This window comes from Limnoraphis robusta BA-68 BA1 (assembly GCF_034932365.1).
Classification (GTDB): Bacteria; Cyanobacteriota; Cyanobacteriia; order Cyanobacteriales; family Microcoleaceae; genus Capilliphycus; species Capilliphycus robustus.
In genome coordinates, this window is the sequence record NZ_JAYGHR010000078.1 from 50,754 (window position 1) to 73,361 (window position 22,608).

Below are 22,608 nucleotides of genomic sequence, written 5' to 3' on the forward strand. Positions count from 1 at the left end.
TCTTAGCACTTCTAGTTTTACAATCTTCTTAAGATAGATTTTCCGTAAATCAAAGCTAAATCTCATCTTCTTGATTTTCAAAAAGCATCACTTCAGATTTTTGATAGCGGAGTTGAAAGTTGGGTAATTTTTTGAGTTTCTCAACGAGAGTATCAACAAGTTCTCTAGAACTATCCCAGCCGGGATAACTCGCATTCAGTAAAATATATTTAAACTGATTTAAGTCAAATTGATCAGCTCTTTTTGTTGCTAACATTATTACAGAACGATGGGTTAAATGAGGCGCAATATGATCGGCTGTTAAAACACTCCCTTTTGTTTCGACTAAGGAAACCGCTTCGTGAGAAGCTTGAACCGTATCAAAATGTCGGAGATATCTTGAAGCAAAATAGCCATACTTTGCCAAGGCAAAAAACGCAATTAATGACCATAAGACAATCTTTTTGGGATGACGTAACCCTCCTCCTCCTGCGGCTAAAGTGGAAATAACAGCCACTAATAAAAAAGGTAAAATCGGAAGGGAATATTGTTGCGTTAAATTTTTTTGCTGAACACTATCACTCAGTAAATTTAAAACTAAAATTGGGACTGCACCCACCAAGGGCGTTAAATGTCGGGGAGAAAGTCCCCAAATGATCGGAACAGTTAGCAGGACTAAATACTCCAAATTAGCTAAGGTAAAAATTTGTTTCAAAACAATTCCCGGTTTTAGCAACAAATTAATCGCAATTTCCCCAACAGAATTTCCGAGAGAATCATAAAATTTAACACCTGCGGGTTCACCTCCACTGAATTGAGGAATGATCACCTGAGTTGCAATGAAAAACCACGTTAAACCCAAAAATAAAGCAATTAATCCACAAGTTCGCCGATTTTCAAACAACAGTAACCATAGCCCTAAAGCGGCGACAGTTAAAGATAAAACCGCTTTGCAGCTTAAGATGATCACCAGGGCGAAACTAAAGGCTAAAACTTGCTGTAAACGAGCGGCTAAAATCGCCCAGAGTAACGCAGGAAGTGCTATAACTTCTGGATGAAAATCAAACAAATTGAGATTAAAAACAAGCGGATAAAGTAAATAAACGGCAGCCATAGCCGAGGCTTGGGATTGTTTTAAATTTGCTTGAGTTGCTAAATAAAAAGTCGGTAAAGCACCCATCGCCAGGCTAACCGCTTGGACAAAAAATAACCAGTGAATATCTGGGAAAATCTTGTATAATATAGCCAAAGGATAAAGTATCCAAGCCCCATGATCACCCAAAATATGCAAACCTCGAAAAACCACAAAAGGTTCTTGCCCTTGACTAATTAGGTAAATCCCATTATCAAAAATTCCCAAATCAAAAGCATTGGATTGAAATAAGGCATGACGTAAACTGCTACAAATAAACAAGATGATGGTACTGACAATAACCATCACACCCACGAGATTAAGTTTAGAAATAAATTTGGTCATACTGGGTAGATTGATTAAACCTCTAGATACAGCTTTAAGGAAATGCTATCATTTTAGATGAAAAATTTGCTCATTTAGGATTGCCAAAAGTCTGCAACTGTGAAACAATAAAAAATTCTCCTGTCCTGATGGAACCTCGAACTGCTAAATTAGGGTCTGAGAGATTGAATATTTGGAAATGACGCACTGGGAATGACAACATTGAAGATAGCCAAACCCCTCAAACAATACTGGAAATCCTTTGATCAACATCCAAAAACAAGTTGGGGATTCTCAATTTTTGGGTTGTTGTTGATTTGTAGCATCGCGTTTCTGTGGAATTTGGGGAATACTGGGTTAGTTGATGAAACTGAACCCTTGTTTGCGGAAGCCGCCCGTCAAATGGTACTGACAGGAGATTGGATCACGCCCTATTTTAACGGTGAAACTCGCTTCGATAAACCCCCGTTGGTTTATTGGTTGATGGCGGTGGGTTATCAAGTTTTTGGTGTGAATGAATGGGCGGTGCGTTTTCCCTCCGCATTGGCGGCGATCGCTTTAACGGTGGGTTGTTTTTTAACCTTGCGATCATTCGGATTTTTTCCCTCAAATTTTCCAGTTGATTCTAGACAAAAAACACGCCAGTTGTGGTTATCTGCTTGGATCGGATCGGCGATCGCAGCTTTTAATCCTGAAACCCTGATTTGGGCGCGTCAAGGCGTCTCAGATATGCTGTTAAGTGGGTGCATGGGAACCGCTTTATTTTGCTTTTTTTGGGGCTATGTTGAGGAAGGAAAAAAAACAACCGAAAGCCCAGAAGGTTTTTCTCTTTCTCAGTTATTCCTAGACTTTTCTCTGCCTAATAAATGGTATTTATCCTTTTATATTTTCTTGGGATTAGCCGTCTTAGCAAAAGGACCTGTTGGTATTGTTTTACCAGGATTAATATTAACATCTTTTTGCCTTTTTCTCGGTAATTTTAGAAACGTTTTACACGAAGTAAAGCCCCTTGTAGGCGGAATCATTTTCACAATAATTGCCCTGCCTTGGTATGTTTTAGTCATTCTCCGCAATGGTCAAACCTATATTGATTCTTTCTTTGGCTATCACAATATTCAACGATTTACGAACGTCGTTAATGGTCACGCCGCCCCTTGGTATTTTTACTTTCTTGTTGTTTTAATTGGCTTTATGCCTTGGTCGATTTATTTGCCCTTAGCTATCATTCGTTCTCACTTCTGGCAGCGTTCTTTTTGGCGTCAACAGCCTCGTGATCATCAGTTAGGTTTGTTTGGGTTATTCTGGTTGGTTGGTATTTTTATATTTTTCTCTATTTCTGTTACAAAGCTTCCCAGTTATGTCTTACCAGCAATGCCAGCAGCATCTATTTTAATTGCCTTATTATTTAGTGAATCAATAATTGCCCAAAATTCAGAAATCCAGGAAATAAAAGCTTCAAAAAATAGAGGAATACTGTTCACGGGAGGATTCAATATTTTGTTCCTCGTTATTCTGGGAATTGCTTCTCTTTATAGTCCTCAATTCATCGGAAGTGATCCAGCGATCATTGACTTACCCGCAGTCGTTGAAAAATCGGGCTTACATTTACGAGGAGGAATCATCTGGCTGATAACAGCAATATTAATCGCATGGATACTGCGATATCCCAATCAATGGCGTTGGTTAATCGCTGCCAATTTAGCTGGATTTATGGCGTTTTTTATGCTTCTAGTTAATCCCGCAATTTTTCTGATTGATGAAGTTCGTCAACTCCCCTTAAGACAAATTTCTCAGCAGATTTCTCAACTCGAAAAACCCCAAGAAGAACTCTGGATGATCGGCTTTAGAAAACCCAGTGTTGTCTATTATTCAGAACGTCATGTTGTTTTTTATACGGTGCTTGACTTTTTCAAGGGATTAATGGAAGATCAGCCAATATACAATCTTTTTGATTCAATTCAAAATCGTCCCAATCCTTCAACAATTATGGTGATTAGTCGCCTCAAAGAACTTGAAAGACTGGGTTTACAGGATCAAGATTATAAAATTCTAGAAGAAAAAGGTCGTTATCTATTAATTAGAGTTGAAAAAAAGATGCTTTTAGATCGGGTCTTAAATTTACCTTAGATTTTTTAACAGAGGCTAAAACGATGTCAGAAAAAATACCATCCTTCTTTGGTAAAACAAAGTTTATTGAAAGTCAGCTTGATGAATTTATGGATAAAGTATCTGAGGGAAGCTTATACTTTGAAATGGGTTTAACCTCCTATCTTGCCAAAGGTTTTGTTACCGAAAGCTGTGAGGAAAAAATGCAGCAAATTCAAAACGTTAAAGATCGCTGTAACGAATTACGGCGGGCAATTGAATCTGAACTCTACACAGAAATGTTAATTCCAGATTCCCGAGGTGATGTCTTAAGTTTGCTCGAAAATCTTTACTATTTAATCGATGTATTTGGTGATATCTATCAAGATATTATCATCGAAAAATTAGAAGTTCCCACGGTTTACGAAAAAGACTTTAAAGATCTCACCCAAATGGTGGTTAAAAGTGTAGAAACGATTGTCATTGCAGCCCGTTCGTTTTTTAGAGATCCACGCACAGTACGCGATCACATTTATAAAGTCAGAGTTTATGAATCTGAATCTGATAAAATTGCTTTACGGCTCAAGAAAAATATTTTTGATTCTCAATTGCCTTTGGAGCGAAAAATTCAACTGCGCGATAGTGTAAATGTGATTAATTCTCTGGCGGATGCGGCTGAAAATGCTAGCGATAAACTGGCAATTTATGCAATTAAACGAGTTTTATAATATTAGTAGGGTGCATCAAATAGTTAAGCTTTTTTCTTGAACAAAAGCCATAGGTTTGATGCACCTAAAGGTAACAAGTTTGATGGTATTATTTTTTGAGGTTAATTTTCAACTAAATGGACATCATCGCAACACTCATTTTTCTGTCGAGTGGCTTATTTTTGGGTTGGTCTTTGGGGGCAAATGATGCAGCTAATGTATTCGGTACAGCCGTCGGAAGTCGCATGGTTAGATTTAGTACCGCCGCTTTTATTTGTAGTATTTTTGTTATAATCGGAGCAGTGATTGGGGGTGCTGGTGCTGCGGAAGGCTTAGGCGAATTGGGTGCAATTAACACGCTACCCGGTGCATTTACAGCCGCGTTATCTGCCGCAATTACAGTGTTTTGGATGACTCAAATTGGCTTACCTGTCTCTACCAGTCAAGCCATTGTAGGTGCAATTATTGCTTGGAACTTATTTAGCGGTTCAGCAACCGATATCAACGCATTAATCAAAATTATAGGGACTTGGGTTGCTTGTCCAATTTTAGGGGCAATTTTTGCGGCTATTATCTATAAAATTGTGGTGGTTTTCATTAACGGAATCAAACCTCATTTACTTCAGCTAGACTTCTACACTCGTTTTTTCTTAATCTTAGCAGGTGCATTTGGTTCTTATGCACTTGGAGCGAATAATATTGGGAACGTCATGGGAGTATTTGTTCCTTCCTCTCCGTTTACAGATATTCGTCTAAATCAATTGACTTTTAGCTCAGTAGAACAGCTTTTTTTATTAGGAGGAATTGCCATAGCTGTGGGAGTCTATACTTACTCTAAAGGCGTAATGATGACAGTCGGAAATAATCTGATGCCCCTGTCTCCGGTGGCTGCATTTGTTGCTGTTACTGCTCATTCTCTCGTTTTATATGTATTTTCTTCGAGGCAGTTACAACAGTTTTTGGTGAATAATAATTTACCGACAATTCCGCTCATTCCTGTTTCTAGTTCTCAAGCGGTAGTCGGTGCAGTTATTGGTATTGGTTTACTACATGGAGCCAAAGGAGCCAGACAAATTAAATGGAAAGTTTTACGCAATATTGCATTGGGTTGGATAGCGACTCCCATTATTGCGGTTATACTGGGTTTTGTGATGCTTTTTATTCTGGAAAACGTCTTCAATCAACAAGTTTATTAAAATGAGAAACAGAACTTTGAATTTATTATTAAATAATCTCGGTTTTGGCATGAATATTATAGCAATTTTGGCTGCAATTGCAACTATTCTGGGTTTTTTGGGTCGCCAATGGTGGGTTTTCCAACTCCTCGATCATTTGCGAGTTCAATTGAGTTTAATTTTACTGCTGGCTATTTTCTTAAATGGGATTAAATATCGCTTTTGGAGTTTAGCTTTTAGTCTCCCCTTATTCCTGAACGTCCTGTTAATTTTGCCTTTGTTTATCCCACCTTCTCAAAATATTAACGCTGTTCAAGGGAATAATACTGCTCAAAATTCCTTACAGTTACTTCATCTGAATCTTGACCGCAACAACACCAATTATACACCCACACTGCAATATTTAGACCAACAAAATGCCGATCTAATTTTTCTCCAAGAAGTGACACCCGCATGGTTAAATCAGATTGAATCTAATCTTACTCGTTATCGGGTTGTCGAGTCCCGTCCGCTAAAAAATTCTCATGGAGTTGCCTTTTTAGTCCCGACAAATTTACCCCCATCTCTGCAAATTAAAAACACAGAAATTCTTCATTTTCCCTCAAATTCCGAACGTCCGATGATTGCCACTCAGATACAAGGGAATCAAACCCTATCTATTCTCAGTTTACACGTTACTCGTCCTCGAAATAACGGCACTTCTAACTATCAACAAACTGAACTAGATGCAGTAGCCGCTTGGAGTCAGCAACAACAAAATCAGGGAAATCAAGTAATTATAATAGGTGACTTTAATCTTACCCCTTGGTCAAGTCGATTTCGTCAGTTTTTACAAGCCGCTCATTTGAGAAATTCTCAACGAGGTTTTGGACTTCAACCCACTTGGTTAGCAGGTTTACCTCCTTTTATGATGATTGCAATTGATCACGCGGTGTACAGCGAGGATCTGATGACTTTAGACCGAAAAATAGGCCCTAAACTTGGCTCAGATCATTTACCGCTTTGGCTAGAAGTCACTCCCAGAGGTTAACTCAGTTGATTGAGGATAGGGCTTGAAAATTACCTAATACTTAACAATTTTGATAAAATATGCTATGACATTAATAGAACGGTTAAAATCATTGAAACGGGTTGCATTTGTCTAAGCTGTTCTTTGCCGTTACAATTAGTGCATAATCTTACAGAACAGCGACTTGCTAATCTGAAGCTCTAAAGCCGATTAGTAAATTGGGTCTATAGAATCAACGTTAACACCAAAAGAAGTCAAAACCTGAAGTTTAGAAGGGGAAAGTTTTGTGAAAATCTTAGTGACAGGCGCGGCTGGATTTATTGGATTTCATTTGTCTAAAAGGTTACTGCAACGAGGGGACACCGTTATCGGATTAGATAACCTCAATTCCTATTATGATGTTTCTTTGAAAAAAGATCGACTTGAGCAAATCAGTTCTTCAAAAGATTTCACCTTTTATCAATTAGACTTGGCCGATCGCGAACAAATAGAAAAGCTCTTTTCTGAACAAAAATTTGAAGTTGTTGTCAATCTAGCTGCTCAAGCCGGAGTTCGCTATTCTATCACGAACCCCCATGCTTATGCTGATAGCAACCTCACGGGTTTTATGAACATTCTCGAAGGTTGCCGTCATACAAACGTGGGTCATTTAGTTTTTGCATCTTCGAGTTCAGTCTATGGGGCAAACAAAAAAATACCCTTTGCGGTTGAAGATAACGTTGATTATCCCGTCAGTTTATATGCAGCCACAAAAAAAGCAAATGAATTAATGGCTCACAGCTACAGCCATCTCTATAATATGCCCTTAACAGGCTTACGTTTCTTTACCGTTTATGGGCCTTGGGGTCGTCCAGATATGGCAGTTTTTCTGTTTACAAAAGCCATTCTTGCAGGAGAACCCATAAAAGTCTTTAATTATGGTAAAATGCAACGAGATTTTACCTATATTGATGATTTAGTTGAAGGCATTGTCCGGGTAATAGATAACGTTCCTCAGCCCAATACAGAAGCTGAAAGCAACTCAAAAGCTCCTTACAAAATCTACAATATTGGCAATAATAAACCCGTTGAACTTTTGCGAATGATCGAAGTTTTAGAGAACTGTATTGGGAAACAAGCCGTCAAAGAAATGCTTCCGATGCAACCCGGAGACGTGCCGATCACTTATGCAAATGTTGATGCTTTAGTTCAAGACGTTGGCTTTAGTCCCGATACCCCAATTGAAGTCGGAATTGAACGATTTGTAGAGTGGTATCGGACTTATTACAACTGCTAATTCTAACTTGATAAGTTTCTCTGTTACTCCTCCCCTGATTAATTTTAGTCAGGGGAACCTTGAACATGGTAGCCTAAACTATAGCGGAAAATTTCCCTTTTGCAGCCATGACTCAGACCGTTGACTTCCTTAGCCATCTCAACCCCTGCCAACGCCAAGCCGTCGAACATTTTTGCGGTCCGATGCTCGTTGTGGCGGGAGCAGGTTCGGGTAAAACTCGGGCGTTAACCTATCGCATTGCCAACCTATTGCGAACCCATCACGTTCATCCCGAGAATATTTTGGCGGTGACATTTACCAACAAAGCCGCCCGAGAAATTAAAGAACGAGTCGAGACAATCTTTTCTGAACAACAGGCGCAAACTCAGTATCAAAAACCCTTTTCCGCCTTGACTCCCCCCGAACAAACGAAGTTGCGATCGCAAGTTTATCGCAGTATTACTAAACATCTGTGGATGGGAACTTTTCACAGTCTTTGTGCGCGAATTCTTCGCTACGATATCAACAAATATACCGACGAAAAAGGCCGTCAGTGGCAACAAAACTTCTCGATTTTTGATGAATCCGATGCTCAAAGTTTAGTCAAGCAAATCGTCACAAAACAGCTTAACTTAGATGATAAAAAGTTCGATCCTCGAAAAGTTCGCTATCAAATTAGTAACGCCAAAAACTTAGGGCTTTCTCCCCTAAATTATCAACGAGAAAATCCCGAATATAATGGTCGAGTCATTGCCGACGTTTACAGCATCTATCAAGATAATCTCGCCGCCAATAACGCCCTAGACTTTGATGATTTAATTCGAGTTCCCGTTGAACTATTCCAGCAAAACGAACAAGTTCTAGCCTATTGGCATCAAAAATTCAGCCATATATTAGTCGATGAATATCAAGATACCAACCGCACTCAATATGATTTCATTCGGCTATTAGTCACCAACGGCGAACATCCGAGAACCTTTAACAACTGGAAAAATCGTTCAATCTTTGTCGTCGGAGATGTCGATCAATCGATTTATTCTTTCCGCATGGCAGACTATACCATTCTGTTAGAATTTCAAGAGGATTTTGGGGACGGTTTAGCCGATGACGACACCCGCACCATGATTAAATTAGAAGAAAACTATCGCTCACGAGAAAATATTCTCGAAGTCGCCAATCAACTCATTCAAAATAATACCACCCGTATTGAAAAAGTATTGCGTCCGACACGCGGAGAAGGGCCGCCTATTTTCTGTTATCAAGCCGACGATGAAGCCGCAGAAGCAAGGTTTATTGCCACTCAAATTAACAATTTAACCCAACAACATCCCGAATTAGGTTATGGTAGTTTTGCAATACTTTACCGCGTTAACGCTCAATCTCGTGCCTTAGAAGATGCTTTAATTAAAAGCAATATTCCCTATCGAGTTGTGGGCGGGTTGAAGTTTTATGATCGCAAAGAAATCAAAGATGCCATTTCTTATTTACGAGTGCTTGCCAATCCTGCTGATAGCATGAGTTTAATGCGAATTATCAATACACCCCGCAGAGGAATTGGCAAAACCACGATTGATAGCTTAGTCAATGCGGCGCAACAATTGGGCGTTCCCCTGTGGGAAATTGTCAGCGATCAAGACTCAGTAAATACCTTAGCTGGACGTTCAGCAAAAGCTGTTAATCAGTTTGCTCAAATGATATCATCTTGGCAAGAACGAATCGCATCCTACACGGTGCTTGATATTTTAGACGGTGTAATGCAGGAATCTGACTATATTCTAGATTTGACAAATCAAGGGACAGATGAAGCCGAAAGTCGCCTTGAAAATATTAAAGAATTGAGTAACGCCGTCGCACAATTTCAAGAAGATTCTGAAGATACAACCCTCGGCGGATTTTTAGCCAGTGCTTCTCTAGCGTCTGATTTAGATAATCTCCAGGAAGGGGAACAAGCCGTTTCTTTAATGACACTTCATTCGGCTAAAGGATTAGAATTTCCCATTGTATTTTTAGTGGGAATGGAACAAGGATTATTCCCCAATTTCCGCAGTTTAAATGATCCCTTAGCCCTCGAAGAAGAACGGCGACTTTGTTATGTGGGAATTACTCGCGCAAAAGAACAGTTATTCCTCTCACACGCCCGAGAACGTCGTCTCTGGGGATATTTAGAACCCTGCATTCCTTCGATGTTTTTGAAAGAATTACCCCCAGATCTCATCAAAGGTTATCTCCCGGTTACTCAACCTGCAAAATCAACTAAAAAGACTCAAAAAACTCCCGAAAAAAAGAATCAAACCCCCTCAAAAGTCGAAAGCTTTGCTGTTGGCGATCGCGTACTTCATCGATCTTTTGGAATTGGAGAAGTCACCCATATTTTTGGAAACAAAGGTAAAATATCCATCGCTGTTAAATTCACAACTTCCAGCCCCAAAATTCTTGATCCGCAGATTGTTCCTTTAGAAAAATTAGAGTAAAATTTTATGGGGATTTTCTATAGAGAGACTAAAAAACCCGGTTTCTCAAAGAAACCGGGTTTATAGAAAAATTGGATTAATCAAAATTACTCGCTAATTCTTCGCCTGGCGCCCCTAATTTGTTTCAATCTTTTCCCAATTTTTGATTGACAAATCCCCCGACTTGACCTATTCTTAAAGAATGGGAATCTGTGCGGACTTATATATATACAATTTTGACCGGGCGATCGCTCCTTAATTTAACCCCCTGTCATTCTTCGTGTCTTTGTGATTATTTCCCCCAACTTTTCTAGACTGATGAAAACTGACAGGTCGGTTAGCAACAAGAAACGGGGTTTTTCGGTCTGGGTTGCCTAAACTCTATCTGATTAACGAAGTTCTCGCCCAAAAGGAAATAGAGCCAGTGGAATCAGTTTAAAATGTTGTTGAGCAAAAGGAATCCCGATAATCGTAATCAATAAAATCAGCCCATGAACTAAATGAGAAAGGGCAATTTCCCAACCAAAAAATATCACCCAAATCACATTAAAAATCATCGTAAAAGGATTAGAAAAACCTTCTAATACCACATTTTCTTTGCCAAAGGGTGTCATGGTTGCAAAACCGAGTTTAATCGCTTGCAGTCCAAACGGAATGCCAATAATCGTTAAACAAGTTGCCAGCCCACCCAAAATATATCCTAAACCCGAAAGAAAACCGCCAAAAATCAACCAGATAATATTTCCGATCAGACTCATTTTTTATTCTCCTTTATAGCGTTAACGGCATTTTACACCCATTCTCGTAACGTTTGATGCACAACAGCCAGATGCCACATATAATCCTCTAAGGGGTATTCAGAAGCCGCTTTGATAATAAACTCTTTGGCTTGCGCTTCATCCTGTTGGGCTTCATAATACAATCCCACATAGAGATGAGCATAAAACTGTCCTTGTTTTCCTAACTGTTTACCCGTTTTAACTACATCTTCGGGCTGACAATTTCCGCAAAACAGTTCATAAACCTGCCGCATCACCTGGCGGGGATCATTACGCACAGATAATAGCGCATCTCTCGCCGCTTCCGCCCCTAAAAGTTGAGCCATACAGAGATATCGCCAAATCGTTTCTTCCACATCTTGCGAATTAACGACTAAATCCAGTTCAAATTGATTCGCTCCCGCTTGAAATTGTCGAACATAATAATAGGATAAGCCCCGTTGCCACAAATAAGGCTGAAGGGTTGGTTCAAGTTCTTCGGCTTTGTCAAAATCTTGAATCGATTCTTCGATTTTAGCCAATTTAAAATGAACCATCCCTCGCTGAATATAAGCTTTGGGATCAAAGGGTCGAGAAGCAATTTCATCGTTCCAATGAGCCAATTGATTTTGGAGAAACTCTTGACGATTCATATCAGAAAAAACAGTTCCGGGTGACTAAACATAATCATCTCACTGCTATCGAAAACTGATATAACACGGTATAAACCGTATTAATGTTTCGTTCCTGCATCACCCCGGACTGTCGGCAGCACCCGGTCAGACAGGCTCAAACCGAATAGCCTTCGGCGTAATGCTTTAAGTTGAGGCTCGCATTCAAATCGCGATCAATTGATATGTCGCAAGCTTCACAGATGAAAACTCGTTCTTTCAGTGCTATTTCTTGAACGTGACCGCAATTTGAACAGGTTTTAGTTGACGGATAGAAGCGATCTGCAAAAACCAGAGTCGAGTCGTACCACGAGGATTTATATTCGACTTGACGACGAATTTCATAAAGAGCAGAATCGGCAATAGCACCCGCTAACTTGTGATTTTTCAACATCCCAGAAATATTCAAGTCTTCTAACCCGATGACTGCGTGGTTTTTGCATAGCCATGAGGTGAGTTTGTGAATTGTATCTTTCCGAATGTTGACAATTCTTTGTGAAGCTCTTGCTAATTTGAGCTTGGCTTTATTCCTGTTGTTTGAACCCTTTTGCTTTCTCGAGAGTTCGCGCTGAAGTTTTGCCAGATTTTTTTGAGCTTTTTTGTAAGCTCTGGGATTAACAAAAATAGTACCATCTGAACAGGTCGCCAATGCCTTAACCCCAACATCAACACCCAAATAAACTCTTGATTTAACAGTCTGTTCAGGCTCAAACTCGTAGGCTACAGACAGATACCAAGAATCAGCGACTCGACTAATTGTGACTCGTTTAGTCTGAATTTCCGGGAGGGGTTCATAAGTGAATATCCATCCAATAAAAGGAAGCTTCAATCTCTTCCCCGAAAACCTCATTACCTTGCCACAGTTATCAATCGTAAAGCTATCGTTTCTGCCTTTTTTCTTGAATTTAGGATGTTTGGCAACGCCTTGAAAAAAGCGACTGAAAGCTTCTCCCAAGTGCATAAAGGCAAATTGATAAACTCTAGAACTTAGCGTTGACTGCCAGGGATAGTTTGGCTTAATGTGATTGGTGTAGAACTTTTTTAGCTTATTCGTTGAAGGTTTTAAACCCTGCTTGTAAGCTTCATTCCACATCGCCAAAGCCCAATTCCAGACCCACCTAGAATATCCGGCGTGGGTCGCCATTAAGGTTCTTTGACGGTTGTTAAGTTTAAGTTGGGTTTGAAAGGCTCGTTGCATAGATCTATTATCTGATCTTACAGATAGTACCGTTTTGTACCATAAATCGTCTACTAAGTTACTTCTCTCCCAAATAGATGCCCATACTACGAGCCGTTTTCACTAAAATTTCATTGGGATCAACAGCCCGATATTGAGCGATCGCCTCAGCAATGGGGACACTATCGACCTCTCGATTATGCCAAATCACCATACGATCATATTTTTCCTCAGCAATTAAATCAACGGCCGCCACCCCAAAAGCCGAACCAATCACCCGATCCGTCATCGTCGGTGTTCCGCCCCGTTGAACGTGACCTAAAACCGTCACTCGGGTTTCCGCCCCACTACAAGCCGCAATTTTATCCGCTAAATATTGACCAATACCTCGGAGTCGAGATTCTCCATGAAAATCTGTATTCGTCAGCGCCTCTCCGCTTTCTGTACGCACCGCCTCAGCAACGGCAATCAAACAATAGTTTTTACCCTGTTTTTGACGTTCGCGAATTTGGTCACAAATCTTTTCCAAACTATAGGGAATTTCTGGGATCAAAATCACATCCGCCCCACCAGCAATTCCCGCTCGTAACGCAATATGTCCGGCGTCACGTCCCATGACTTCCACAATCATCACCCGACTGTGACTGGCTGCGGTAAAGTGTAAACGATCAATTGCCTCTGTCGCAATCGTTGCAGCCGTGTGATATCCTATCGATAATTCCGTACTTCCGACATCATTATCAATCGTTTTGGGAATACCAACGAGATTGAGATTTCCTTGTTGGGCGATTTTTCGTAAGATCGCTAAACTCCCATCTCCACCAATCCCAATTAACGCATCTAATTCGAGTAGATGGTAGCCTTCAATGATTTCACCACATCGATCTTGTACGCTTCCATCTGGCATCGGAAACGCAAACGGATTCCCTTTATTTGTCGTTCCCAGCATGGTTCCCCCATGCGTCAGAATTGACTGTACTTTCTCAATCGTTAAATTGATAGCATCCGGTGGACGAGACATCAAACCATTCGTGGCTTGACGAATTCCCCACACTTCCCAACCGTAAGTCCCAACTGCTCGATATACGGCGGCTCGAATGGCTGCATTCAAGCCTGCACAGTCTCCCCCACTGGTTAAGATGCCGATGCGTTTGTGTTCTCCCATAATTCACATCCTGCACTCACGTAATTTAAGATTAAGTCCTCTCGGTTTCAATACCGCTAAATTTTCTTCTGACTTAATCTTTTATGTATTAGTACCCAGTGGTTAAGACCTGGCTTCCCAACTTTAACAGCAAAGTGTCGTTCTGACGAGTCACTGATTGAAAAGTTTATATTTCACGTCAAATGTTCTCAATGTCCCGACTTGATCAGATTGTGGTATACTGCGACCCGAGACTTGACTCTATGGCGTTGAAGTCTTGATCAGACTCTTTTATTAAGTTGAAACACTGCAAAATTTGCCGAAATTTTAATTCAGATGCGTCAAATAATCCGCAACCGTCGAATTCAGATTTCTCTGTTGATTTTATATTTAATCCCCATTCTTCTCCTCATCGGATTTATTGTCAAATTTCGGGTTAATGTTCCCAGTTGGGATGAGTGGCCCGTCTCAACAATTTTTGAAAAAGTCGCAACAGGTGAACTGAGCTTCTCTGATCTCATTGAACCTTATAATCAGCATCGATATTTATTTTTAAGACTGATCCTTATACCCCTAGCCTTTTTAACCAACTGGAACAAAGACTATGAATTAGCTTGTAGTGTGATTTTGGCAATTTTTACCGGGATTATTATTCTACAGATTTCTCGTCAAAAGCTCGATCCGGTGAAAGGGATTATCCCTTTTCATCTTGCTAATATCTCAACCGCTTTTATTATCTTCTCTCTGGTTCAGTATCAAAATTGGCTCTGGGGATTACAAATTGGTGTTTTTTTAGTGAATTTTTGCCTAGCATTATCCGTCTGGATTATGACTGCAAAATATCAATATCAACCGGAAAAAAGCTTATTTTTAGCGGCAATTCCTTGTATAATTGCAAGTTTTACAATGGCTCAAGGACTAACGACTTGGTTAGCGGTTCTTCCGAGTATCTATTTTCAGCATCAGAGAAAACAGAGGAAAATGCGTTCACTCCTCTACTGGTTTGGACTATTCCTAATGACTTGTTGGTTCTATTTTTTAAATTATCCCGAATCCGAAAGTAAAACCAGTAAATTCGCAACGGTTTTGAGTCATCCCCTTTATTTTTTAAAGTTCTTTTTTACCGTTCTCGGTGCGCCCTTAGCCCATTATTCATCAGTTGCATCATTAGCAATCGGTATTTTGCTGATTTTAGTCTTTTTAGGATTGATCCTTTGGGGAATCAAGTTATACCAATTTAAGTTTTTTCAGAAAATAGCACCTTGGTTATCCTTTGCGACATTTGCCATTTTATTTTCGGCTATCGTTACTTTAGGACGGGCTAATATTGGAATAGAATTTGGGAGAGGGGTTGATTTTGCATTAGGATCTAGATACACAACCAATTCACTTTTTATCATTATTGCAGTCATTCAGATTTATTATAGTTTATTTCCTCTAGAATCCTTCCCTCAAAAAATAAACTTAATCCCAAAATTGTTAGGCTTTAACATCTTGTGGATAGTTCTCTTAGGCGTGAACTCAATTGACTCCATTAACAAAGGAAAAATCTATCATCAGCGACTTGAAGCTGAAAAATTTTGTTTAAATCTAATTCAAGTTCTCGATGAAAGACATCATTGTTGGCATTGGTGGGAGATTATGACTTTTACGGATGAAATGAGAAATTATGCCAAGTTTTTAAACTCTATCAACTTTATTAATAGCCCCGACATCAAATTTATTGATTCTGATACAGCAATACATGGAAAAATCATAACATCAGATCTCAATCAACAAATATTCGTCCAAAATCCCAATGATGTTTTATCAATTTCTGGAGATCTTCGTCTGTCCAAAGATTTATTATCCGATAAACAATCTTATCTCGTCGCCTTGTCCTATGGAAACCGAAAAACCATTATTGCAACCAGCCATCCCTATTCTTTAAATAAATACCAGGCTTCTCATCAAAAATTGGCGTGGAATATCTTTTTATATGCTGAGACCATCCCCCTGGGAGAAACAACCCTAAAAGCTTGGCTTTATCAGCCTCAAAAACAGCAATTTATTCGTTTACCCGGAGAAGTTTCCGTTAAACGGCTTCCTGAAAATTTTGATAAAAATGCAACTTTTAACGCAAAACCAACGGAAACCTATGGTTTCCTAAATACCTCTACCATTCCACCCGTCGCCACTGCAAACCAGCGAGTCATTGTATCCGGTTGGGCTAGACTTCCTGCTCAAACTCAACAACCGAGTCACGTTTTTCTGTCCTATGATGATGAGAAATATTTCGCCGCTAGTACCGAAGTGAACTTAGATAGCCCGGATGTGGCTCAAGCATTAGGTTCTAACCGATATCGCCAAGCCAGATGGTTAACCTCCCTTCCGACGTGGACTTTACCTCCCGGAGAAACAACGATTAAAGCTTGGGTTTATAATCCAAAACAAAAACAATTTGTTAAATTAGAGAATGATGTTACTGTTAAAGTTTTCCCCGAAGAAACCGCTTTTGTTAGTCAGTCTCAGGAAATATACGGCTATATTGACTCATCGAAACTCTCTGAAAATTCATTAACTCTTTCTCGTCGTGAACCATTACCTTTAGAAGGTTGGGCAAGACTACCGGATGCCCTTGAACAACCCCAACAAGTGATGTTTTCTTATGGGAATGAACAGTCATTTTTTGCTGTGGCTTATGTGAATCTCAGTAGTCCAGATGTTGCTGAAACTTTCAATTCACCCCAATACAATCAAGTCCGATGGAAAACTGTATTACCCCTGAACTTTTTACCGTTAGGAGAAACCGTCATCAAGGCTTGGGTTTATCATCCTGAAAAACAGCAGTTTGTTCAGCTTGAAAATGAAGTTACGGTCACAATCGTTGATTAAATTAAGCAGGTTCTAGGATAACGATTAAAGGCTTACTCCCACAAAAAAATAGCAGACAGAACGCTTTAATTTTTGCTCTGTCTTGCTATCATAAAACTTAAGCACTCGTTAACTGAGAAATCACATTTTTGCGTAGGTGAAAAGTTCAGTTCATCTTAGAAAGGGCAGCTAATAGGAGGAAATTGTGTTCCAGCGTTGATGCGGTTGTAGCCATTCAGGTCAAGAATTACACTTGTATAAATGACTTTCTTTCCTTCTTTTTTACCCCGACGAACGCGCAGAGAACCCGCCACATCCCAAACAACAAAATCTTCTCCACAATTTCTTAAAATGGCTTCATCACCGGGTTCGGACAATTCTACCGCAGCACCTGTAATGGTATTTCCATTCACTTGACCGCTAATACAAATATTATTAGAACTATTCGCTTGACTCAGTTGACCTGTAATATTATTTCCTTTTTTACGGAATAAAAAGATTAAAGATTCTGTTTGAGCCAGTTCTGTTTCTGTAATAGGAGTGCTAGCGGTTACATAGCGATAATTTCCATCCGGTAAGCTAGAAACTTTGGGTTGAGAATAGGATTGTTGGGTTTCAGGTTTGAATTGTACCACGGTAGAACTCCTTTGCTGGTTTACTTATTTGCTTAATTACAATCTAACTTTTCAGTCTTCAGGATGACAGTCACTTGTTCGAGTGACATAAAACTTTGATGGCCCTGATGGGTTAATGTTTTAACTTGTGTTTTAACTTTTGAGTGGAGATTTAGTAGAATGAAGTTTCACCTGTTCCCGAGGATTTTCTTGAATAAATTCCACTTTCAAAGATTTAAAACCCTCTCGAATTTCTTCTATTTGCACCTCAGTTTCGGCTTCAAATTCCAGATCACTGCGGAGGTTATCCGCTTTCACCAAAATTAGTTCATATAGAGAAACTCTCTTACTCATGGGAACAGAAGCGATCCAACTATTTAAAGTGAAAGCGACTGTTCCTAAAGGTGTGACTAATTCTTGGATTTCAGGCTCCTTGGAAGATCCACAAATAGCCGTTGCTGCGGTTAATGCTAGTGCAATTCCAATTGACCAACGATTAAATCGTCTTGACCAGATTAACTCTTTATTCTTTTCTGCTTGATAAGCCTTGATTTCCTCAGTAAGCTTGACTTTTTTCTTCTCTAAATCTTCATTACTATTCTCATCGATATCTCCTTTCTCTGAACGATTTAAGGAAGCAGAAGGCGGAGTTGATGTTGTCGATTCAGAATCGTTTTTAATAGTGGTAGATGTCATGGTTGATTCCTCCTATGCAGGATATCTTTAAGGTTGATAGTTTTATATTTTTAATCTAACGTTTAGCTGAATCAGCTAACAGTCACTCATTTAAGTGAAGTCAGTTTGTGAGCTAAATATCAGATTCAGTTGATCTTAATCACACCCAAATCATTGATTCTAATTTACTTCTCTTTTCTCTCTGAGTTACCCTATAATCCGGATAAATTTTTACTAAAATAACCCTGAATCAGTCACCTTTTTCAGTGATATGCCATCAGTTTATCTAAGTGTCACTCATTTGAATGATACAACTTGACATTTAATAATAGGGGCCTATGGCATAAGCCCATATCCGTGTTTTTAGTTGATGAAACACTCGGTTTTTCTACTTCACCGTAGAAAGGGCTATTCAGCAAGCGAGACGCTTGCACTACTGTTATCCTTTTCAATATTTTTTGATCAGCGATTTTGCATCGCTAAACGAGCCGCACCATAAGCAGCAGCAGTATGTATCGGTTTCACCATTGGTACTTGAAGATAACGTTCTCTCATCCTCGCCCAAACTTGATTTTTAGCCCCTCCTCCGGCTGTATAAACTTGAGTTAGCGGCGTCGCGCCTAACTGTTGCAAAAGTTGATAACCCTGGGCTTCAATACGGGCTATACTTTCGAGTAAACCGTGCAGAAACTCTACAGAATTACGGGGGCGAGGTTCCAGTCGGGGCGGAAGTTCAGGATCATTAATCGGAAAGCGATCGCCTTTTTTTAATAAGGGATAATAATCGAGGGGACTGCTCATATTGGGATTAATTTGCTGACTCAGCGTTTCTAATTCTTCATCGGTAAAAAACGCCCGCAATACCGCCCCCCCAGTGTTTGATGCCCCTCCAGTCAGCCACAAGTTCCCCAAACGATGGCTGTAAATACCATATCGAGCGTTATTAACGGGGGTATGGCTCAACAGTTTTAACACCAGAGTAGAACCCAAGGAAGTCACCGCTTCACCCGGAGAGGTTGCGCCACTGGCGAGAAAGGCAGCGATACTATCGGTGGTTCCCGCACAGACAACACAGTGTTTTGGTAGGTTGAATTGTTCAGCAATTTCTGAAGTAATTGCACTGATGGGGGTTCCCGGTGCCACCACTTTAGGCAATTTGAGTTTGAGGCGATTTGACTCACAATTCACTTGATTTGTCAACCAACCAGGGTAGCATAAATGAGTGATGTCGTAGCCAAGTTTAAGCGTGTTATGATAGTCGCTAATACCAAGTTTCCCATGTAGCAAAAACCCCAACCAGTCCGCTTGATGCAGAAAGTAGAGCGGCTGAAAAGGAATGCTTAATTCGGAGTGATGATGTTCCCACCACAGTAGTTTTGCTAAACTAGAAGTCGCACTCAAAACAGGATGATTTGCCGGGGCGATCGCTTTTAATTGTTCCATGATTTCCACCCCTCGTCCATCGTTATAAAGCAGAGGGGATGTAATGGGTAAACCCAGTTGATCGCACAAAAGGGTCGTTGCTGATGTACCATCAATCGCGATCGCCTGAGTCTGTCTACGAAGCTCTAGGGGAATTTTGCCGATCAAATCAAATAAAGTTGTTTTCCAAATAGAAGGCCATTCATCAGGGGAAGAAGATGCAGGAAATGGAGTTTCTGCTTCCCCATAGATTTGACCTTTTATATTGGTAATCACCAGACGTCCGCCGGAAGTTCCAAAATCAATCCCGATGTAAAAATTCATCTAAAATTAACCCAAAAATAGTTTTTAACTTCAGATTTTAGAGTATGATAGTGGGTTTGTGATCAATGATTCAAACAGAGCATTTATTAACTTTTGATAAAAAGTACGTGATCGAGTATTTTAGCTCTGGACTTTTAGGCAATTGATGGTTATAAAGTAGGATATACCAGGGAAATCCCACAGGATTAACCCCTGAAGAAATACTTTAACGAGCTTGCAGAGGATTTCATGGATAACCTAGCTTTTACTCACTTAGTCTCCGCTTTTGAATCACCTCGTCAGTCCAATGTTGACGGGAGCCTCGTTCTATTCCGGGGTCTAAACTGGAATAAAGTATCTGGTGCTTGCTGGCTACCCATTGTCTCTCTGGCGATTGGCGCTGCTGTCGTTAGTGCCAGTCAACCTGCCAACGCCGCACTGTACTATGGTGATCGCGGTTCTGATGTCAAAGCGGTTCAGCACAAGCTGGCTTACTACGGCTACTTCCATTACAACGCCACTGGCTACTACGGCAAGCATACCAAGCACGCGGTTAAAGCATTTCAGTATAGCCAAGGTTTACACGCTGATGGTATAGTTGGCCCTAGCACGGCTGCTGCGCTGGGTTTGAACTGCTATAGTAGCTCCTGCTACAAGCCTAGCCATCACAAGCCTAGCTACAAGCAGGCCAGCCATCACAAATCCTATGGCTCTAGCCTGAGTCATGGTTCTAGCGGCTACAAGGTTGTCAAGCTGCAAAATAAGTTAGCTAACTATGGCTACTTCCATGCCAATTCTACTGGCTACTACGGCAAAATTACTGCCCATGCTGTGAAAGCTTTCCAGCGTGACTACGGCTTACACGCCGATGGTGTTGCAGGCCCGAGAACCCTGCGTGCAATGGGTATTTATTAATCTCCTTTAAAGCCCATCAAAAAACCCTACACCTATTATAGATGTAGGGTTTTTTCAGTTAGATTTCGTTTTCAAAAACCGTTAAGCGAACTATTTTTTCATGTCCCGAGCCATTTTGAGGAACTCGTCCATCTTCGTGTCAGGACGCCGGCGCTCTGTAGATGGGGTGGGAGCGGAAAAAGAAGAGGAAGAGGAAGATGAAGGAGTAGAAGCGTTGCCATTAGAAGCAGGTTTCGACATCTCCATCGCCGCTTTCGTCATAGAATCAGAGACCTTAAAGGGCTGTCCACCGGACATCTTGGGGAAGCTCTTCTTGACCTCTTGCTGCTTACGCATGAATTCAACATTGCCAAAGGTTTTGGCATCGTCAGAATCCAGGTAGAAAGCCCCAGATTCAGTATTTTCAGACTTTTTACCAAATAAACCAAATAGTCCTGCCATCTAATACTCCGAATAGCTGTATGATAATTTTTCGTCGTTATGTAAAATATTATCAAATTTTATGTAAATATGAATCGAATCTTAATTTTTTCACGGCTGGCTCCTGCTATTGAGTAGAGAAGGGGTAGAAGTCTTAAAATGTCTATATCTCTTGACTAGAGGTAGATTGAAACCGTCATAGAGTTCTCAACGACTGCACAGAGGCTCACTCAACAGACCAACTCAATATGAGAAAAATTAACGGGTAATCGGTTTATGATTAATCTTTGGATCGGACATATCGCTTGGGGACTGGGTACTGTACTAGGAGCCGAACTGGTGAGAGATTTTTACCACGTCCTGTCTCACATTTGGTCGCCCCTCTACCGTTGGCACGTTTGGCATCATCGGGTATTTCGTCCAGATTATACCGTTGTCAGTGACCAAATATATCGCCAGGGAAACTGGTATCACGACGTACCCGAAGCGATCGCCATGCTAACATTTAGCTTAATATTTGGAATCATCGCCCATTATTTCGCCCCTGAACATCTTGGGTTTGCGATCATTGGTTGTGTGTATAGCCTGAGTTTTTTGTTTCCGGCGATCGCCCGAGGAATGGGTATTCCCAAAGTCGATCAATTAACAGATATTACTCATCTTCCCGGACAATTTTTGAGTCCGCCTTCTCACTGGTTTGTTAACCGTCCCTATCACTGGCGACATCACTTTGACAACCAAAACGCCTATTTTTGCGGTACCCTGACATTTGTAGATAAACTGATGGGAACAGCACTTTCTCTCAAAGGTAAAACAATTGCAGTCACAGGCGCTTCTGGAACATTAGGGCGATCGCTTTTGTTACAACTTCATCAAGCAGAAGCCAAAATTATCGCCCTGACTTCTAGAGATGAAACGGTGACTCTCAATGTCAAGGGCGAAGAATTTCCGGTCAAAACTATAACCTGGAAAATTGGAGAAGAAAATCAACTTAAAGAGTTACTTGAAAAAGTCGATATTCTGATTTTAAATCATGGGATTAACGTTCACGGAGAACGCACCCCAGAAGCGATTTCCCAATCCTATGAAGTCAATGCTTTTTCCAGTTGGCGGTTACTAGAATTATTTCTTTCAACCGTTCAAACGAACGCAGACAAAGCCAAAAAAGAAGTCTGGGTGAATACCTCAGAAGCAGAAGTCAGTCCAGCGTTGAGTCCGTTGTATGAACTTAGTAAACGAACGTTAGGAGATTTAATTACACTGAGACGTTTAGATGCGCCCTGCGTCATTCGGAAATTAATATTAGGGCCATTTAAAAGTAATCTAAATCCGATTGGAGTGATGTCGCCTGATTGGGTTGCCAAACAGATTGTTAAACAAGCCCGTTCTGATATTAGAACAATCATTGTAACCATTAATCCGATTACTTTTCTTGCCTTTCCGATTAAAGAGTTTTTTGTTTCCATCTATTTCAAACTCTTTAGTCAGAAACCTGTTTCGACGAACCGAACCTCTGAATGAGGAGATGGGGAGATAGGGA

The 22,608-nt window shown here is 40.4% G+C and carries 18 protein-coding genes; 9 read left to right on the forward strand and 9 right to left on the reverse strand.

The genetic code is table 11. The features are described from left to right. Positions 1-55: 55 nt before the first annotated feature. Complete coding sequence (locus VB836_RS22950; RefSeq protein WP_323222854.1) at positions 56-1,456, reverse strand: DUF2079 domain-containing protein; 1,401 nt, start codon at positions 1,454-1,456, stop codon at positions 56-58. A gap of 192 nt (positions 1,457-1,648) precedes the next feature. Here VB836_RS22950 and VB836_RS22955 point away from each other — a divergent pair, with 192 nt between their 5' ends. From VB836_RS22955 to pcrA, 6 genes are all read left to right on the forward strand, one after another. Continuing rightward, positions 1,649-3,562 (forward strand): ArnT family glycosyltransferase, encoded by a 1,914-nt coding sequence (locus VB836_RS22955; RefSeq protein WP_323222857.1) that lies wholly within the window; start codon positions 1,649-1,651, stop codon positions 3,560-3,562. Positions 3,563-3,585: 23 nt separating this feature from the next. Next, positions 3,586-4,248, forward strand: coding sequence for a DUF47 domain-containing protein (locus tag VB836_RS22960; RefSeq protein ID WP_323222859.1), 663 nt, complete (start codon positions 3,586-3,588; stop codon positions 4,246-4,248). A 116-nt stretch (positions 4,249-4,364) separates the two neighbouring features. Further along, the gene (locus VB836_RS22965) at positions 4,365-5,423 is read left to right on the forward strand and encodes an inorganic phosphate transporter (RefSeq protein WP_323222862.1); all 1,059 of its coding nucleotides are present in this window, start codon (positions 4,365-4,367) and stop codon (positions 5,421-5,423) included. Position 5,424: 1 nt separating this feature from the next. Then, positions 5,425-6,432, forward strand: coding sequence for an endonuclease/exonuclease/phosphatase family protein (locus VB836_RS22970; RefSeq protein WP_323222864.1), 1,008 nt, complete (start codon positions 5,425-5,427; stop codon positions 6,430-6,432). Positions 6,433-6,697: 265 nt separating this feature from the next. After that, positions 6,698-7,687 carry an NAD-dependent epimerase gene (locus VB836_RS22975; RefSeq protein WP_046279546.1) on the forward strand — a complete coding sequence of 330 codons (990 nt, stop codon included), beginning with the start codon at positions 6,698-6,700 and terminating at the stop codon, positions 7,685-7,687. Positions 7,688-7,794: 107 nt separating this feature from the next. After that, on the forward strand, positions 7,795-10,137 hold the full coding sequence (gene pcrA / locus VB836_RS22980) for a DNA helicase PcrA (protein ID WP_323222866.1): 2,343 nt from the start codon (positions 7,795-7,797) through the stop codon (positions 10,135-10,137). 368 nt (positions 10,138-10,505) lie between these two features. Here pcrA and VB836_RS22985 read toward each other — a convergent pair whose 3' ends face one another. The 4 genes from VB836_RS22985 to VB836_RS23000 form a co-directional block, all read right to left on the reverse strand. Continuing rightward, positions 10,506-10,874: a YccF domain-containing protein gene (locus tag VB836_RS22985; RefSeq protein WP_046279458.1), complete on the reverse strand. Its 369-nt coding sequence runs from the start codon at positions 10,872-10,874 to the stop codon at positions 10,506-10,508. A gap of 32 nt (positions 10,875-10,906) precedes the next feature. Beyond that, a complete protein-coding gene (locus VB836_RS22990) occupies positions 10,907-11,527 on the reverse strand; it encodes a tetratricopeptide repeat protein (protein ID WP_046279459.1) in 621 nt (206 codons plus the stop codon). Between the two features lie 136 nt (positions 11,528-11,663). Further along, positions 11,664-12,743, reverse strand: a complete 1,080-nt coding sequence (locus VB836_RS22995) for an RNA-guided endonuclease InsQ/TnpB family protein (protein ID WP_323222870.1) — start codon at positions 12,741-12,743, stop codon at positions 11,664-11,666. A gap of 58 nt (positions 12,744-12,801) precedes the next feature. Continuing rightward, entirely contained in the window at positions 12,802-13,887 is a 1,086-nt protein-coding gene (locus VB836_RS23000) for an ATP-dependent 6-phosphofructokinase (RefSeq protein ID WP_046281523.1), read from the reverse strand. A 315-nt stretch (positions 13,888-14,202) separates the two neighbouring features. Between VB836_RS23000 and VB836_RS23005 the strand changes: the two genes are divergently transcribed. Continuing rightward, positions 14,203-16,740, forward strand: coding sequence for a TDT family transporter (locus VB836_RS23005; RefSeq protein WP_323222873.1), 2,538 nt, complete (start codon positions 14,203-14,205; stop codon positions 16,738-16,740). A 155-nt stretch (positions 16,741-16,895) separates the two neighbouring features. Here the strand turns inward: VB836_RS23005 and VB836_RS23010 are convergent, their stop codons facing one another. The 3 genes from VB836_RS23010 to VB836_RS23020 all read right to left on the reverse strand — a co-directional run bounded on the left by VB836_RS23010 (position 16,896) and on the right by VB836_RS23020 (position 19,754). Next, on the reverse strand, positions 16,896-17,354 hold the full coding sequence (locus tag VB836_RS23010; protein WP_323222874.1) for a hypothetical protein: 459 nt from the start codon (positions 17,352-17,354) through the stop codon (positions 16,896-16,898). A 132-nt stretch (positions 17,355-17,486) separates the two neighbouring features. Then, a complete protein-coding gene (locus VB836_RS23015) occupies positions 17,487-18,029 on the reverse strand; it encodes a hypothetical protein (RefSeq protein ID WP_323222877.1) in 543 nt (180 codons plus the stop codon). 441 nt (positions 18,030-18,470) lie between these two features. Continuing rightward, entirely contained in the window at positions 18,471-19,754 is a 1,284-nt protein-coding gene (locus VB836_RS23020) for an FGGY-family carbohydrate kinase (RefSeq protein ID WP_323222879.1), read from the reverse strand. 228 nt (positions 19,755-19,982) lie between these two features. Here VB836_RS23020 and VB836_RS23025 point away from each other — a divergent pair, with 228 nt between their 5' ends. After that, positions 19,983-20,648, forward strand: coding sequence for a peptidoglycan-binding domain-containing protein (locus VB836_RS23025; protein ID WP_323222881.1), 666 nt, complete (start codon positions 19,983-19,985; stop codon positions 20,646-20,648). Between the two features lie 90 nt (positions 20,649-20,738). Here VB836_RS23025 and VB836_RS23030 read toward each other — a convergent pair whose 3' ends face one another. Beyond that, positions 20,739-21,089: a hypothetical protein gene (locus tag VB836_RS23030; RefSeq protein ID WP_323222884.1), complete on the reverse strand. Its 351-nt coding sequence runs from the start codon at positions 21,087-21,089 to the stop codon at positions 20,739-20,741. Positions 21,090-21,344: 255 nt separating this feature from the next. On the opposite strand from VB836_RS23030, the gene VB836_RS23035 reads away from it, so the two are divergent. Continuing rightward, complete coding sequence (locus tag VB836_RS23035; RefSeq protein ID WP_323222887.1) at positions 21,345-22,589, forward strand: bifunctional sterol desaturase/short chain dehydrogenase; 1,245 nt, start codon at positions 21,345-21,347, stop codon at positions 22,587-22,589. The last annotated feature ends 19 nt before the right edge of the window (positions 22,590-22,608 follow it).